A 16,313-nucleotide genomic window follows, 5' to 3' on the forward strand; every position below is an offset into this window, starting at 1 on the left:
TTCGCTTACGGAGGAAGTGCTTCACACAAAAACTAAACTAGACTTAACTAAACTATTCTATTGGGGGAGTTTCACAACTCCTATCTGTTCAGCGCAAAGATAAAAAAACATATTTTAATCTGCAAAAGGATTCTATAATAAATCGACGGCTTTTCCGATTTTATCGACGGATTGGTCGATTTTTTTAGCTTCTTTGGTCTAAAAATTCTTGAAAAGCTTGTTTGTAGCTGTCGCTTATCGGGATGTAATTCTTTCCGAATACGATGCGACCACGGTCTATAATACGTATTTTATCCTTTTGGACAATGTAGGAACGGTGAACGCGCATGAAACGCGAGGTGGGCAGGAGTTCCTCCATAGCCTTCATGCTCATTAAAGACAAGATGGGCTTGGGGGAATCTTCCTCGTAGATTTTAAGATAGTCTTTCAGCCCCTCTATGTACAGAATTTTACTTAGTTCGATTTGTACCAGCTTATACTCGCTCTTTACGAAAATACTCTGAATTTCTTCCTTTGGCTGTTGCAGCAGTTCGAACCATTGTACAGCCTTGTTGGCAGCCTGCAGAAAGTCGATGTAGGAGATGGGTTTCAGCAAGTAGTCCAGCGCATTGACTTTGTAACCGTCTATGGCGTATTGGTCGAAGGCGGTGGTGAAGACTATGCGGGTATTGAAATCGACCATCTTTGAAAATTCGAGTCCGTTCAGTTCGGGCATCTGGATGTCGAGGAAAAGCAGGTCGATGTGCTTTTCGGGCAACTCCTTGATGGCTTGCACGGCACTGGAGTATTTACCGGCCAACTCCAGAAACGGGGTTTTGTTGACGTAGCTTTCCAGAAGCCCCAAAGCAAGGGGCTCGTCGTCTACAATGGCACACTTCAGATTCATATCTTTATGATTAAAACAGATTTATACTCTTTCATGTTTTCGCTCACTCCTTGCTTCCAGTCATAATGACCGGGATAGGTCAGCTCCAGGCGTTTGCGCACTTGCTCCAGACCGATGCCGCTTCCGCTTTTGTCCGCCATGCTTTTGGGATGGTAACTGTTGGTTATTTCACAGTATATCTCTCCGGGGCTTTCACTGAAATGGATGCGGATAAAGCTGGGCTCGGTGGGAGAGATGCCATGTTTGAAAGCATTCTCTATGAGGGAAATAAAGATGAGCGGAGCTATTTCGGTACGGCTGTCCGGTCGGACGTCTATCTTCGTTTCCACACGGACGTTGGCGGAGAGGCGGATGCGCATCAGTTCGATGTAGTTGCGGATGAAGTCCATCTCCTTGTCTAGGGTAACGAAGTTCTGCTGATTGTCATACAGCACATGGCGTAGCAACCGGCTCAGTTCCTGCACGGCAGTCTGTGCCTTGTCAGTGTCAAAGGCGATGAGGGCGTAGATGTTGTTCAGCGTATTGAGCAGAAAATGCGGGTTGAGCTGGTTGCGCAGGTTCTTCAACTCGGCTTCCGTGCGGCTTTTCTCGGCTTCGCGGCGGGCGGCGTCCATCTGCGCCCAGCGGCGGCTCAGCTTGATGGCAGCGCTGAGGCCGGCGGTGAGAATCATGGTCGATACATCGCGCAAGATGAATATCCATTTGGGAGGACCCATGTGCTGACCGTCATCATCGCCGCGCAGATGGTTCTGGAATGTGTATTCTTGCCAAAGGTGGGCGCCGGTGGTAATGCAGATGATGAGCAGTGTGTTCAGCAGGAGGTACTGCCGGATGCGTCCTTCGAACAAGTAGCGGGGAATGAGGAGACAGTAGTTGATGTAGAATACAAGGAAGAACGAGAGGGTACTGCTGCTACCGTGGCGCAGATAGTCCGCAAGGCTGATGTTGAAGCCACTGCGTGTCATCATCAGAAAGGGGAAACCGATGACGATACCCCAGACGATGATGTGTATCAGGATTTCGATGCCGCGGTGGCGTGGGTTAGGGAGCTGTTGTTTCATCATAATACAAAGATACGGATTTTAGATGGATATTGGAAATATCCACCGCCTGCGAAGCAAATCTCTGTTCGCAGGTTGCGGATAAGCGTTTCCAGGTTGCGGATATGTATCCCAAGCTTGCGGATGTCTATCCCAAAGCTTGGGATAGACATTATCCTTAATTCGGCATAACTTTTCTCTTTATTGGCAGAAAGTTTTTTCTTAATACTTAGAAAGTTTTTCTTTAATACTTAGGACGTGTTTTGATAACTTCTGGCAAGAGAGAGATAGGTTATTCGTAGCGTATGGCCTCTATCGGGTCGAGGTCGGCAGCTTTCTTGGCGGGATACCAACCGAAGAACACTCCGGTGACGGTACATACGGCGAAGGAGAGGAATACGCTCCACGGCTGGATGAAGATGGGCCAGTGGGCAACGCTCTTCACTATCCAGCTGGCTCCGCATCCTATGATGACGCCGATGATGCCTCCGGTGATGCTGATAAGGATGGCTTCGATAAGGAACTGGCTCAAGATGTCGACACCGCGTGCGCCTACACTCATGCGCAGACCGATTTCGCGTGTACGCTCCGTCACCGATACGTACATGATGTTCATAATGCCGATGCCGCCCACTACGAGCGATATGCCGGCGATGCAGGCAAGCAGCGTGGTCATCAGGTCGGTAGTGGAGTTCAGCATGGTGCTGAGCTCCTGCTGGCTGCGGATAGTGAAGTCGTCATCGTCACTCTCCTTCAGCTTGTGGTTGCGGCGCAGTATCTCGGTGATTTCGTCGGTGGCATTGTCCGTCATGTCCTCGGTGAGGGCGGAGGCGAAGATGCCGCTAAGGTAGGTCTGTGCCAGCAGGCGTTTCATCACGGTGCTGTAAGGGGCAAGTACGACGTCATCCTGGTCCATGCCCATGGAGTTGTAGCCTTTAGATTTCAGTACGCCCACCACGCGGAAAGGAATTTGGTTGAAACGTATGATACGTCCTACGGGGTCTTCTCCACCGGGGAAAAGGTTGTCTTGGATGGTCTTTCCGATGACACACACCTTGGCGGAGGTCTGTATGTCGGCTTCGGTAAACATCTCGCCGTTCTCCACGCTGAGCTGCCGGATTTCGAGATAGTCCGTGCCCACGCCGCTCACGGAGGAGGGGTAGTTGTTGTTGCCCGCGATGAGCTGCCCGCTGGAGGAGACATTGGGGCTGACGGCAGCCAGAAAGTTGGTTTCGTTTCGCAGGGCTTCGTAGTCGGTCAGCTTCAAGGTCTGCATGGCGCTGGGGTCTTGGCGGACACCGCCGCGCATGTCGGCACCGGGGTGAATCATAATCATGTTGGAGCCCATCTCGGAGATTTGCGCCTGGATGCTTTTCTTCGAACCTTGTCCGATGGCAAGCATCGTGATGACGGACGCCACGCCGATGATGATGCCCAGCATGGTGAGGAATGCGCGCAGCTTGTTGTTGTTCAAGGCTCGCAAGGCTATTTTGAAAAGGTTTGTTCCGTTCATATCGTTTTAATGGAAAGTTTAAAATTAATCCCTAATCCTTAATCCCTTATCCCTCATTCCTCCTCCTGCTTAGGCAATGCTGCCAGGGCTTCGGCTGCATTCTGGATTTGGGTGTTGATGGTATCGTCCTTGATTTGTCCGTCGCGCAGCACGATGTTGCGGCTGCTGTACTGGGCTATTTCGGGGTTGTGGGTGACGAAGATGATGGTGCGTCCTTCGGCATGCAGCTTTTGGAACAGTACCAGAATCTCGAAAGAAGTACGGGTGTCCAGGTTACCCGTAGCTTCGTCTGCCAGGATAACGGCGGGATTGTTCACCAAGGCACGGGCGATGGCTACGCGTTGCATCTGGCCACCGGACATTTGATTGGATTTATGTTCCAGTCGGTCGCCCAGCCCCACGGCTTGCAGGGCTTCGATGGCACGTCTCCGCCTTTCGGAAGCCGAGACGGAGGAGTTATACATCAGCGGTAGCTCCACATTTTCCACGGCAGTGGTTTTGGGCAGCAGGTTGTAACTCTGGAATACGAAGCCGATTTTACGGTTGCGTAGTACGGCGCGTTGAGGCTTGCTCATGGTGCGTACGGAGATACCGTCCAGCAGGTATTCGCCGCTGGTGGGCGTGTCCAGGCAGCCGAGGGTATTCAGCAAAGTCGACTTTCCGGAGCCCGATGTACCCATGATGGTGACAAACTCGCCTTCACGGATGGTGAACGAGACGCCGCGCAGGGCATGCACGGTTTCGTCCCCCACCTGGAAGTTGCGTTTGATATTTTGAAGTTCAATGACTGCTTTATTCATAATTCTTTTTTTGTATTATTTTCCGCTCTTCTTCTTACTTCCCGGAGGGCCAGGCATGAACGGACTCTTCTCACCGCCGGGAGCTTCCTGGCTCATGTCCGGAGTGCCGCTGCCGGGCATGCTGCCGATGTTGGCTTCGGTCACCACTACGGTACCTTCGTTAATGCCGCTGATAATTTCCGTGTTGGCTCCGTTGGAGATACCTATCTTCACCGGATGGGCGGTAAAGGTGTTGCCTTCGCGGGTCCAGAGTTTATGTTCCCCTTCGCAATCCTTCACGATATCATTGTCGCCGATAAGCGGTTTTTCGGGGTTGAAGCGCAGGGCACGGGCAGGAGCGCACAGTACGTCTTTGCGGTCGAGGGTGAAGATGGTGACGTTGGCTGTCAGGCGTGGTTTCAGTTTCAGGTCCGGGTTGTGGGCGGAGATGACTACTTCGTAGGTCACAACCGTGCTGGTGCTGGTGCTCGACGTGCTGCTTGAGCTGGCATCTCCCAGACGAATTTGTGTGACCACTCCTTCGAACACGTCATTCGGGTAGGCGTCTACGGTAAACGTGGCGCGCTGTCCCTCTTCCACACCGCCTATGTCTGCTTCGTCCACGTCGGCCACAACCTGCATCTGCGTCAGGTCGGCAGCGATGGTGAACAGTGTCGGTGTCTCGAAGCCGGAAGCCACGGTCTGTCCTGCTTCCACGTCGCGGCTGATGACTACACCGTCGATGGGAGAGGTGATGGTGGCGTAGGAGAGGTTGCGTTCAGCCTTTGCCAGTGATGCCTGGCTGCTTTCGTAGTTGCTCTTGGCCTTCTCGTAGTTATAGACGGACTGCTCATAGTCCGTGGCGGCGATGAGCTGCTTTTCGTTCAGCGTCTTGTTGCGCTCGTAGAGTTTTTTCTGGTACTCGTATTCGGCCTTTGCACCGTTGTAGGCGGCGCGTTGCGAAGCGAGTTCGCTTTGCAGTGTCACGCGATCCATCTCGGCAATGAGTTGGCCTTTGGTTACTACGGAATTGTAGTCTACATGAATCTTGTCGATGATACCGCTCACCTGGGTACCCACTTCCACTTCCGTCACCGGTTCGATGGTCCCCGTGGCGGTTACGGATTCGGAAATCTCGCCTTTATGGATGGTTGCTGTGGCGTAGGTCACCTTGTGCTTGGCCTTGGCACCACCGAAGAGCCATACGCCGCCGCCCACTATGATTACGGCAGCTACGGCAATGAGGATGATTCTTTTTTTGTTCATATATATATAAGGTATTATAATTCGATTTTTTCTCCTTGATAAAACTTCAGTAGCTGCATATTCAGTATGGCCATGTATTTGGCTTGCAGTGTCTCCTGCTGTGCGCTGAGCAGATTGCTTTTCTCAGTCAGCAGTTCTACGGTATTCTTCATGCCCAGGTTGAACTGCTCTTGAATCAGTTCATAGCTGGTCTGCGTACTTTTCAGTTTCTCTGTGGCGGCGGCGTAGCGCTGCTGGGCGCTGTTGGCATCGAGCCAGAGGGTTTCGATGGTCTTGTACAGCGTTTTTTGGTCGTCCAGCAGGTCCAGTTCGCTGGTCTGCTTCTGAATCTTGGCTTTCTCTACGGCACTCTTGGTCTGCCGGTTGCTGAAGATGGGCACGCTTACGGTGAAGCCCAGCGAGTTGTTCCAGTTCTGTTTGACTTGCTCGCTGAAGGTGAAGTCATTGCCGTTGGCATGGCTGGTTCCGATGCCGGCGCTGAGGCTCAGCGTAGGCAGATAGCCAGCGCGGGCAATTTTGATGTCGAGGTCGGATGTCTGTATATTCAGTTTGCCGGCTTCTATTTCCGGACGGAGCACGAGGGCAGAACGGTAAACGTCCGTTTTGGTGGGCAGGGGTGCCAGTACGTTTTCCGTGCCGAGTGTGGGGATGTAGAGGTTCATCTCGGATTCGCCGTCCAGTTCCAGGAGTTGTTTCAGTTGTAGTTTGTAGTCTTGCAGGGTGGCTTGTGCGGTCACCAGTTGGTACTTGTCGGTGCTTACCTGCGCTTCCAGTTGTGCCAGGTCGCTTTTGGCTATGCTTCCTGCTTCGAGAAGCTGGCGGGCGCGTTCGCATTCGGCTTGGCTCACTTCCAGGGTCGATTCGTTCACTTTCACGGCTTCGGCGGCGTAGAGTATCTGTACGTAGGTTTGTGCGATACTTTCTTCGATGCTGTTCTCGCTCTGTGCTACGCTAAGTTCGGCAATGCGGTTGTTCAGTTGCTGTTGTTTGATGGTGTTGAGGCGTTTCCCGCCGTTGTAGAGGGTCCAGTTGGCATCGATGCCGTAGCTGCCGTTGTAGGAAGTCTTGCTCTGGCTACTGGTGATGTTGTCGCCGTCGATGATGGTGTTTGTCTCGCTCTTCGGGCGATTCACGACACGCTGGCTCACACTGGCCGAAAGGCTGGGGAAGAGAGCGGCTCGGGCGGTCTTTACATCTACCTGGGCACTTTCCGCACTGAGGCGGTTCTTGCGGATGGTGATGTTTTGCTGCAAGGCATAGTCGATGCACGCTTGCAAGTCCCATTGGGCGGGCAGGCTGTCGGCTGGCTGCTCGGAACTGCCGGGTATCTGCGTGGAAGTGCCGTTTTGGGCGGCCACTCCCATACAGCTTGCCATACATAGCGCTATCACTGTCAATCTTTTTACGTTCGTCATATCTTCGTTATTCTATGGTTTTACATTTGCAAATGTAGTAGGGTGGAGAAAGGATTGCAAAAGTGATAGACGTAGAGTGAATTTTCCTCGCCTAAAATCTTTTTTGTACCGATGAATGGGAGAAGTCTTTTTTCTGTTCAACTTTTCACCTTTTTATTTGTTCTTTATATAAAAGTATTTTATATTTGTAATCATTATAATTTTATCAGCATGAAACGAACTGCGGTAAACATTTGGCGTTTTTATCTGGAAGGTTTTCGAAGTATGACGTTAGGGCGTACTTTGTGGCTTATCATCCTTGTGAAGTTATTCATCATGTTTTTTATTCTCCGTCTTTTCTTCTTCCCACGGTTTCTGAATACTCCCGTGGTGGGTGACGACAAAGAAGGCTATGTTAGTAATGAACTTATCCACCGGAGCCTGGGTGACTAAATACGGAGACACAGAGCCACAGAGTTTATGTCCTTGCCTTTATAAATTCTCCGTGTCTCTGTGTTCTTACTTGACAACCCAATAACTTAGTAACTCAATAACTCATAACTTATAACTCATAACTTGATTCTTATGCTTGGACACATTGACACTTCTCTGATTGACTGGTCGAGAGCCCAATTTGCCTTGACCGCCATCTATCACTGGATTTTTGTGCCGCTGACACTTGGACTGGCGGTAATTATGGGCATCATGGAAACGGCGTACTACCGTACGGGTGACGAATTTTGGAAACGTACTGCTAAATTCTGGATGAAGATTTTCGGTATCAACTTTGCCATTGGTGTAGCAACCGGTATCATTCTGGAATTTGAATTCGGTACGAACTGGAGTAATTACAGTTGGTTTGTGGGCGATATCTTTGGTGCACCGCTTGCCATCGAGGGTATTTTGGCTTTCTTTATGGAAGCAACGTTTATCGCCGTCATGTTCTTCGGCTGGGATAAGGTGAGTAAGCGTTTCCACCTGGCATCTACCTGGCTTACGGGGCTGGGCGCCACGATTTCCGCCTGGTGGATTCTGGTTGCCAATGCGTGGATGCAGAATCCCGTAGGCATGGAGTTCAATCCCGATACGGCACGCAACGAGATGGTGGACTTCTGGGCTGTGGCCACTTCGCCGATGGCTGTCAACAAGTTCTTCCACAGTGTGCTGTCCGGCTGGGTACTGGCTGCCGTGTTTGTAGTGGGGGTGAGCTGCTGGTATCTGTGGAAGAAGCGCGAGAAGAAATTTGCGCTGGCAAGTGTAAAGATTGCCGCATGGGTAGGTCTGTGTGCCGCCGTGCTGTCTGCCTGGACGGGCGATGGCTCCGGCTATCAAGTGGCGCAAAAGCAGCCGATGAAGTTGGCTGCTATGGAAGGTTATTATGAAGGGCGGCAAGGTGCCGGATTGGTAGCGTTCGGGCTGCTGAATCCTGCCAAGCAGACGCCGCAAGACGGAGTAGACCCATTCCTTTTCCGTGTGGAAATCCCTAAGATGTTGTCGTTGCTTGCCGAACGGAAGACGGATGCCTTTGTTCCCGGCATCAATGACCTGCTGAAAGGCGGATACCCGTTGAAGGACGGTACTGTGGCGCTTTCGGCAGAAGAGAAAATAGAAAAAGGGAAAACGGCCATCAGTGCGTTTGCCGCCTATCGTGCAGCCAAGGCTGCGGGCAATGAGGCAGATGCAGAGGTGGCTGCCAAAGTGTTGAAAGATAATGTAGCCTATTTCGGTTACGGTTATATCAAGGATGTGAACGAATTGGTGCCGAATGTGCCTCTTACGTTCTACATGTTCCGTGTGATGGTGATGTTGGGTGGATATTTCATCCTCTTCTTTATCGTGGTGCTGTTCCTGGCCTATAAGAAAGACTTGTCGCGGATGCCGTGGATGCATTGGGTGGCCATGCTCACCATTCCGCTGGGCTATCTGGCCGGACAAGCCGGATGGGTGGTTGCCGAATGTGGTCGCCAGCCGTGGGCCATCCAAGACATGCTGCCCACAAGTGCCGCCATTTCCAAGTTGGATGTCGGTTCCGTGCAGACCACGTTCTTTATCTTTCTGGTACTTTTCACTGTCATGCTGATTGCCGAGGTGGGAATTATGCTGAAGGCCATTCGCAAAGGCCCGGAAACAGAAACGCATAATTCATAACATAACTCATAACTTATAATTCATAATTCACAATGAATACCTATATTTTTCTTCAACACTATTGGTGGTTCGTAGTCTCCTTGCTGGGAGCACTGCTGGTATTCCTGCTGTTTGTGCAGGGAGGTAATTCGCTTCTGTTCTGTCTGGGGAAGACGGAGGAGCAAAAGAAGATGATGATTAATTCTACGGGACGGAAATGGGAGTTTACGTTTACAACGCTCGTCACGTTTGGAGGCGCGTTCTTTGCTTCGTTTCCGTTGTTCTATAGTACGAGTTTCGGAGGAGCCTATTGGTTGTGGATGATTATTCTGTTCAGCTTTGTGTTGCAGGCTGTCAGCTACGAGTTCCAGTCGAAGGCGGGAAATCTGCTGGGCAAGACAACGTATCGCACGTTCCTGGTGATAAACGGAGTGGTAGGTCCGGTATTGCTGGGTGGGGCAGTGGCCACGTTCTTCACGGGGTCCGAATTTTACATCAATAAAGGGAATATGGCAGATACGGTGATGCCGGTCATCAGTCAGTGGGCCAATGCAGGACACGGGCTGGATGCGCTGCTCAATCCGTGGAATGTGGTGCTCGGGCTGGCTGTGTTCTTCCTGGCGCGCATCTTGGGGGCGCTCTATTTTATTAATAACATCAATGAGGACGACTTGGTGAGACGCTGCCGCCGGGCACTCTGGGGAAATACGGCATTGTTTCTGGTGTTCTTCCTGGCCTTCGTCATCCGTACACTGGTGGCCGACGGCTACGCTGTCCGTCCGGAAACGGGAGAGGTGTTCATGGAACCTTACAAGTATCTGACGAACTTCTTGCAGATGCCGGTAGTGCTGTTTGTATTCCTGATTGGTGTGGTGGCTGTGCTTTGGGGCATCATCCGTACGCTGTGGAAGCCGACGTTCGACAAGGGAATCTGGTTTGCCGGTGCAGGGACGGTGCTTGCGGTATTGGCATTGCTGCTTGTGGCAGGCTATAACAATACAGCCTATTATCCTTCCACCCACGACTTACAAAGCTCGCTGACGTTGGCAAACAGTTGTTCGAGCCAGTTCACACTGAAGGTTATGGCTTATGTCTCTATCCTTGTTCCTTTCGTTCTTGCCTATATCTTCTATGCATGGCGCAGCATTGATAATCGTAAGATTGATGCGAAGGAGATGGGAGAGGGAGGCCATGCGTATTAATTAAAAATTAAAGGGGATGTATCAACCCCCTTTGAACGCTTTTTTTTAGGCGCGGATTACGCAGAATAACACGGATTCAATAAACTGAATCCGTGTTATTCTGCGTAATCCGCGCCTAATTTATAACATTATGAAAGTGCTCATGTACTTTGGGCACGTCCTCTTTTTATTCTTTTGTCTGTTTCTCATTTAGCTGGAATTTGGGTATCAGTTTCATCAATCGTAGAATCTGTCCTTGCCTTTTCTTTATGTAAGGGGAGGGGTGTGCTGAGTCGAAGCGTATGGGGTTGGGTAGTGTGGCTGCTATCAGTGCACATTGTCCGGCAGAGAGTTTGGCTGCTGTAGTCTTGAACTTGTATTTGGCGGCGGCTTGTGCGCCATAGATGCCTTTCCCCATTTCGATGGAGTTGAGATAGACCTCCATGATACGTTCTTTGGACCAGAAGAATTCTATCAGTACGGTGAAGTAGGCTTCCAGTCCTTTGCGTACCCAGGAAGATTGGGGCCATAGGAATACATTCTTTGCCGTCTGCTGGCTGATAGTACTGGCGCCCCGTTTCCGTTTTCTTGTTTCATTCTCCTTTATCGCTTTCTGTATCTCAATGAAATCGAACCCGTTGTGTGTGGCAAACCGGTTGTCTTCCGAAGCAATGACGGCCATCGGCAGGTGAGGGGATATCTTGTCGGAAGATACCCAAGTATGGTGCCAACGGGGACTTTCGCCCTTGAAGACTTGCTGCACGCTGCGGATAACCATCAATGGCGTGATGTAGACGGGTACAAAACGATAAACCACTACCGCCAGGATAGTGGAAATAAAGAAGAATAATATGATGTTGCGGAGGAACCGCAAAGGTTTCGGGAGTTTCATGGAGAGAGTGCCAGTGTGATTAATGTACTAATATGTCAATGTGATTAATGTGTCAATATGCCAATTAGCACATTGGCACATTGATCACATTAGCACATTAATTATTCGCCTCCGCATTCTTAATCATCTGTTCGCTGGCATACATATATACCTCTACGCGTCGGTTCTGGTCGGCAGACAGACTTTCATCGTATTCGTTGTATCCCACGCCTTCCACTTTCTTGAACTGGGCAGGAGATACACCGCAATCCTGCAAATAGTTTTCTACAGCATAGGCGCGGTTCTTGGAAACCTTCATGTTGGCTTCGTAGGTACCCACCTTGTCGGTATGGCCGATGATGGCAATGTCCGTTGTCGGGTCTTCCTTCAGAATCTGTGCAAGTTCGCGCAGGGAGGCCTTTGCCTCGTTGCTCAGTGCTGCGGAGTTGAAGCCGAACAGAATACCTGCCGCAAAGGATACTTTGACAGCCGGCAAGCCGTTGGCATCCGTTACCTGCTCCACTTGGGCACCTTCAATCTTGGCAGCTTCGGCAGCCTTCTTGTCCATTTTGTGTCCGATGGCAACACCGGCACCTGTACCTACTGCCGCGCCTACTGCCGCGCCAATGGCTGCCCCCTTGCCTTTACCTATCAGTCCGCCGATAATGGCACCTGCCGCTGCGCCGGAACCACCACCGATTATTCCACCTTTTGCCTTGTTGTTCATGGTGCCGCAACTGCCCAGCAGCAATGCACTGCATAAAAACAATACTGTAAATTTCATTTTCTTCATAACTCTTTTTTCTTTAAAAGTTGATCTTATCTTTAATGTTGCAAATTTATGTATATATAACCATATTTCTCTTCCTAAAGTTCGTCAGTTCTGTTCTTTTTTAGAGAATTTTCCTTTTGATGGATATGAACCAGGCTGTCAGTATCAGACCTTTGGCAATGGTGGTTCCACTCACTGCCCACCAGATGGCGTCCACTCCCATACCCATATGTACCAGTAGCAATGCTACCGGAATGCGCATATAGTTGCATCCGATACTGACAATAGCAGGCGGTACCGTTCGTCCCAGTCCGTAGAACACACCTTGCATGGTGATTTCCATCATCATGAACATTTGTGAATAACCGTCGATGCGGAGAAAGTCACCTCCCACACGGTAGGCTTCGGCTTCGGGCACGAAGATAGAGAACACTTCACTGCCAAAGAAGATAAAGAGCAGTGAGCAGAGACTTCCGAATACGCCCGTCATCCATAGGGTGGTGTGCCATGCCTGCTTCACGCGCGACTTTTGTCCGGCAGCATAGTTCTGTGCAATGAATGTACTCAGTCCTGTAGAGAATCCTTGTGAAGTGTTCCAGGTGATGGCCTCGATTTGTCCTCCGGTAGTGAATGCCATCAGTCCGATGTGCCCTCCCTGCTCCGAAGCGGTGCGCGAGAGGAACATGTTGACGAAAGCAAAGAGTGTGTTCAGTGTGGCCACGGGCAGGCCGAGCTTGAAGATACGCCGGGTGTACTTCTTCTTCAGACGGACGAGGAAGGAGAATCCGCCGAGTACAGCGCTTTTCCCCCGGAGTTTGTAGACGAAGATGCCGAAGACCATGGCTTCGGACAGCCAGGTGGCAAGTGCAGCCCCTACCGTCCCCCAGCCAAAGCCGAAGATGAAAAGAGGGTCGAGGAGGATATTCATAACCAGTCCCGTTCCGCTGATGTAGAACGGAATCTTGCTACGTCCTGCCGCGTTGTAGATGCCCGTGAAGGCAGCGGAGAGAAAGACGAACGGCAGTCCCGTCGACACGATGCGCAGATAGGTCACGGCGGCGTCTGTGATATGCTGTTTCAGTTCGAAGATGTTCAGGATGGGGCGGGCGAAAAGAAACAGCAGTCCTCCCCAGCAGACGGAGATGAGCAGGGCAATTGTAATGTTGTGTGAAGCAAAACTGCGTGCATCCTCTTCGCTGCGTGCACCGATGGACTGGCCTACGCTGACTTCGGCACCTACCTTGTTCAACAAGGCGATGGAACCGGACATCCACGTCAGTATGCCTACCGCACCTACTGCAGCCACGGACTCACTGCCCAGACGTCCTACCCATGCCATGTCTGTCAGGCTGTAGGCCATTTGGATGAATGAGGTGGCCATGATGGGCATTGCCAGCGTGAATAGCTGGCGGTTGATGGGGCCTTGTGTCAAATTCTTAGTTCCTTGCACGTTGACGTTTTTTTAGATAAACAATGTATTAATCATCTCCTTTTTCGCTTTCTGCGGAGGCGGTGGCGGCGTTTCTGCTTGTACTTTCGTATCTTGGTATATACCAGCCAGATGAAGAGCAGACCGAAGACGGCGAAGATGAGCAGTACGATGCCCGTATTGAGATTGTCACCTTTCACGCGGCTCCACATTTCGAGCACCAGTTCCGTGCGGTCGCCGAAGTCGCGTATCATGGCGCAGCGCTCCACTACGCGGCGGTCGGGGTACTGGACCGGGTCTATCTGTAGGCTGTCGGCTCCGGACAAGGGACCGAAGAAGTAGCTGAGGTCGGAATGCACGTCAAGCGTGGTGTCGGTCTTCGCCTCCATGATTTCCGGTGTGGCGACGGCGCTGACGTAACCGATGGCATCCATGTTGCGCAGCGCCACGGAGGGCTGGCAGAGGTAGTTGATGAAATAGCTTGCTGCCTTCACGTTGCGGGCGTAGCGGGGGATTACCCAGCCGTCATACCAGATGTTGCTGCCTTCGCGGGGGACGGTGTAGTCCAGTTCCACACCCACGGCATCGGCCTCCTCGATGGCCCAGACGGCGTCGCCGCTCCAGGTGAAGTTGATCCACGCCTTGTTCTTGGTCATCATTTCCTTGCCGAAGTCGGCTTCCCAGCCGGCGATGTTGGGTTTCATCTCCTTGAGGTATTTCTCGGCAAGGGCGATGGCCTGCGGGGAGTTGTCGTTCATCAGTTGCTCTACGGTGACGGTGCTGTCGGCAAGTTCCCGGGCATGGGCGTAAATGATGGCAGTGCCGTAGGCGTCGCGGTAGCTGTCCTTCATCAGTATCTTGCTACGGTTTTTGGGAGTCCAGAGGATATTCCACGTGCCCGCCTCTTCGGGAGTAATGAACTTCTTGTTGAAGAGGATGCCGGCGGTGCCCCACATATAGGGCACGGCATAGTCCTCGGTCTGGCGTTCAGGTTGCGAGGTCTTGTTCAGCTCGTGGCGGATGTAGGGCGACACGTTGGGGATGTAGTCCGGTGTGCGGCCGAAGTTGCGGTCGATGGGTAGCAGGAGGTCTTTGCGAAGCATACGTTCGATGATGTACTCCGAGGGGCATACGACGTCGAAGTCCTCGTGCCCGCGCTCAATTTTGGTGAGCATGATTTCGTTGATATCGAACACCTGGTAGATGATACGGAGGTCTTCGCCCGTCTGCTGCTTGTACCAGTCGGGAAATTCGGCAAGCACATCTTCATCGATGTAGTCTGCCCAGTTGTATATCTTCAGTACACGGCTGCGCTCTTCTGTAGAGTTTCCACAAGAGGAGAGGGATGCGATACAGCACAGTAGAATCAGTATGTTTATTATCCTTTTCATCATCTTGTTTTTGACAATTGATAACTTATAACTCATCACTCACATCAATCGTTTTTTGTCCGTTCGGCCCGCTTGTTGATTACAATCAGCAACACCAGCACCGTCACGAAGATGATGGTGGAGAGTGGCCGCAGTTCCGGCGTCAGTCCACCCTTGCGCGCATCGGCGTAGATGTAGGTGGAGAGCGTTTCCAGCCCCTGGTTGCCGATGGTGAAGATGGTCACGGCAAAGTCGTCGATGGAGAGCGTGAAGGCAAGGATGAAGCCGCTTATCATACCCGGAAATATCTCCGGAAGAATAACCTTGCGCAGTGCTTGGAACGGTGTGGCGCCCAGGTCGAGTGCCGCCTCGTAGACATTCTGGTTCATCTTCTTGAGCCGGGGCATTACGCTGAGCACCACGTAGGGTGTGCAGAAGGTGATGTGTGCCAGTACCACTGTGGTAAATCCTTGCGATATGCCGAAGCTGACGAACAGCAGGAACAGCGACACACCGGTGATAATGTCTGCATTCATCATCGGGATGGCATTGGCGAAGTTCATTACCTGCCGTGTGCGCGAGCGCAGGTTGAAGATGCCGATGGCTGCAATGCTGCCCAGTGCCGTGCTGGCGGTGGCGGCAAGCAGGGCAATGGCGAATGTGTTCCAGATAGCGTTCATCAACGAGTGGTGCATCCCGCCCGTGAACAGCGAGCTGTACAGCTTGGTGGAGAACCCCGTCCAGTTGCCCAGCACCTTTGCTTCGGTGAAGGAGAATATCATGATTATCAGGATAGGCGAATAGAGCAACGCCAACAGCAGCCACAAGTAGCCGCGGGTCAAGATTCGTGTCATCATATCACACCTCCGCTTTCATTCGATGCGCCGTCTTCCTCGTTGGTGAAGAGGACGGTGATGCCTATCAGCAGCAGCATGATGAGCGAGAGGGCGGCACCGTAGTTCCACATTCCATTGTAGATATTCTCTTGTACCGTGGTACCGAAAAGCTTGATGTTGTTCATCGTCAGCAGCTCGGCGATGGCGAAGGTGGACACCGTAGGCATAAACACCATTACTATACCACTCATCACACCCGGCATGGACAGCGGTAGAATCACCTTGCCGAATACGTGCGTGGGGGAGGCTCCCAAGTCTTGCGCAGCCTCAATCAAATTGTGGTCCATCTTCTGAAGGGTGTTGTAAATGGGGTATATCATGAACGGCAGGAAGTTGTAGACCATACCGAACACAAGTGCGCCTTCACCCAGCGGCAGGTTCAGGAAGTCGAACAGTGCTACTGTGGCAAGCGTACGTATCAAGATGTTCACCCACATGGGCAGGATGAACAGCACCACCATGGTGCGCGAGGTGTTGAATTGCTTCTGACTCAGGATATACGCCGCCGGATAGCCTAGCAGCAGGCAGACCAGCGTAGTGATAACGGCTATTCCGATGGAGTAGACAAACGTGTTCATCGCTTCGGGGTGCATCATGAACTTGCGGAAGTTGGCAAGCGTGAACGCTCCTCCGTCGTCCGTAAAGGCGTAGAGCACGATGAGCAGCAGCGGTACTATAACAAATACAAGCAGAAATAGCGCGTAGGGTACCGTCCAGTTGCGCCGACGCATAAAGAAAGTTATCATCTTTATTAAGGATTAAGGGATTAGGGATTAAGGATTAGGGATT

15 protein-coding genes are annotated in these 16,313 nt (G+C 51.6%); 3 read left to right on the plus strand and 12 right to left on the minus strand.

Annotated features, from left to right (window positions below):
• Positions 1-184: 184 nt before the first annotated feature.
• The 6 genes from JXR92_RS10640 to JXR92_RS10665 form a co-directional block, all read right to left on the minus strand.
• Positions 185-886: a LytR/AlgR family response regulator transcription factor gene (locus JXR92_RS10640; RefSeq protein ID WP_117600602.1), complete on the minus strand. Its 702-nt coding sequence runs from the start codon at positions 884-886 to the stop codon at positions 185-187.
• The gene (locus JXR92_RS10645) at positions 883-1,950 is read right to left on the minus strand and encodes a sensor histidine kinase (protein WP_138345535.1); all 1,068 of its coding nucleotides are present in this window, start codon (positions 1,948-1,950) and stop codon (positions 883-885) included. Before JXR92_RS10645 ends, JXR92_RS10640 begins: the two co-directional genes overlap by 4 nt.
• A 268-nt stretch (positions 1,951-2,218) precedes the next feature.
• Entirely contained in the window at positions 2,219-3,439 is a 1,221-nt protein-coding gene (locus tag JXR92_RS10650) for an ABC transporter permease (protein WP_138345533.1), read from the minus strand.
• Positions 3,440-3,492: 53 nt separating this feature from the next.
• Positions 3,493-4,239: an ABC transporter ATP-binding protein gene (locus JXR92_RS10655; protein ID WP_005828066.1), complete on the minus strand. Its 747-nt coding sequence runs from the start codon at positions 4,237-4,239 to the stop codon at positions 3,493-3,495.
• A 15-nt stretch (positions 4,240-4,254) separates the two neighbouring features.
• Positions 4,255-5,484, minus strand: a complete 1,230-nt coding sequence (locus JXR92_RS10660; protein ID WP_138345531.1) for an efflux RND transporter periplasmic adaptor subunit — start codon at positions 5,482-5,484, stop codon at positions 4,255-4,257.
• 14 nt (positions 5,485-5,498) lie between these two features.
• Positions 5,499-6,899: a TolC family protein gene (locus JXR92_RS10665; protein ID WP_057088295.1), complete on the minus strand. Its 1,401-nt coding sequence runs from the start codon at positions 6,897-6,899 to the stop codon at positions 5,499-5,501.
• 210 nt (positions 6,900-7,109) lie between these two features.
• Here JXR92_RS10665 and JXR92_RS10670 point away from each other — a divergent pair, with 210 nt between their 5' ends.
• From JXR92_RS10670 to JXR92_RS10680, 3 genes are all read left to right on the plus strand, one after another.
• Positions 7,110-7,331, plus strand: coding sequence for a DUF4492 domain-containing protein (locus JXR92_RS10670; RefSeq protein WP_117600597.1), 222 nt, complete (start codon positions 7,110-7,112; stop codon positions 7,329-7,331).
• Between the two features lie 132 nt (positions 7,332-7,463).
• Complete coding sequence (locus tag JXR92_RS10675; protein ID WP_035449218.1) at positions 7,464-9,026, plus strand: cytochrome ubiquinol oxidase subunit I; 1,563 nt, start codon at positions 7,464-7,466, stop codon at positions 9,024-9,026.
• Positions 9,027-9,058: 32 nt separating this feature from the next.
• Positions 9,059-10,207: a cytochrome d ubiquinol oxidase subunit II gene (locus JXR92_RS10680; RefSeq protein WP_117600596.1), complete on the plus strand. Its 1,149-nt coding sequence runs from the start codon at positions 9,059-9,061 to the stop codon at positions 10,205-10,207.
• A gap of 166 nt (positions 10,208-10,373) precedes the next feature.
• Here the strand turns inward: JXR92_RS10680 and mtgA are convergent, their stop codons facing one another.
• The 6 genes from mtgA to JXR92_RS10710 form a co-directional block, all read right to left on the minus strand.
• Positions 10,374-11,078, minus strand: coding sequence for a monofunctional biosynthetic peptidoglycan transglycosylase (gene mtgA, locus JXR92_RS10685; protein ID WP_117600595.1), 705 nt, complete (start codon positions 11,076-11,078; stop codon positions 10,374-10,376).
• Positions 11,079-11,175: 97 nt separating this feature from the next.
• Positions 11,176-11,850, minus strand: a complete 675-nt coding sequence (locus JXR92_RS10690) for an OmpA family protein (protein ID WP_117600594.1) — start codon at positions 11,848-11,850, stop codon at positions 11,176-11,178.
• A 100-nt stretch (positions 11,851-11,950) separates the two neighbouring features.
• Positions 11,951-13,279, minus strand: a complete 1,329-nt coding sequence (locus JXR92_RS10695; protein WP_117600593.1) for an MATE family efflux transporter — start codon at positions 13,277-13,279, stop codon at positions 11,951-11,953.
• Between the two features lie 32 nt (positions 13,280-13,311).
• Complete coding sequence (locus JXR92_RS10700; RefSeq protein WP_171030431.1) at positions 13,312-14,649, minus strand: ABC transporter substrate-binding protein; 1,338 nt, start codon at positions 14,647-14,649, stop codon at positions 13,312-13,314.
• 44 nt (positions 14,650-14,693) lie between these two features.
• A complete protein-coding gene (locus tag JXR92_RS10705) occupies positions 14,694-15,485 on the minus strand; it encodes an ABC transporter permease (RefSeq protein WP_005828082.1) in 792 nt (263 codons plus the stop codon).
• On the minus strand, positions 15,482-16,255 hold the full coding sequence (locus tag JXR92_RS10710; protein WP_117964504.1) for an ABC transporter permease: 774 nt from the start codon (positions 16,253-16,255) through the stop codon (positions 15,482-15,484). The genes JXR92_RS10705 and JXR92_RS10710 overlap by 4 nt, the downstream gene beginning before the upstream one ends.
• Between the last annotated feature and the right edge of the window lie 58 nt (positions 16,256-16,313).

The sequence above is a fragment of the Bacteroides parvus genome, from assembly GCF_017309675.2.
Lineage (GTDB): Bacteria > Bacteroidota > Bacteroidia > Bacteroidales > Bacteroidaceae > Bacteroides > Bacteroides uniformis.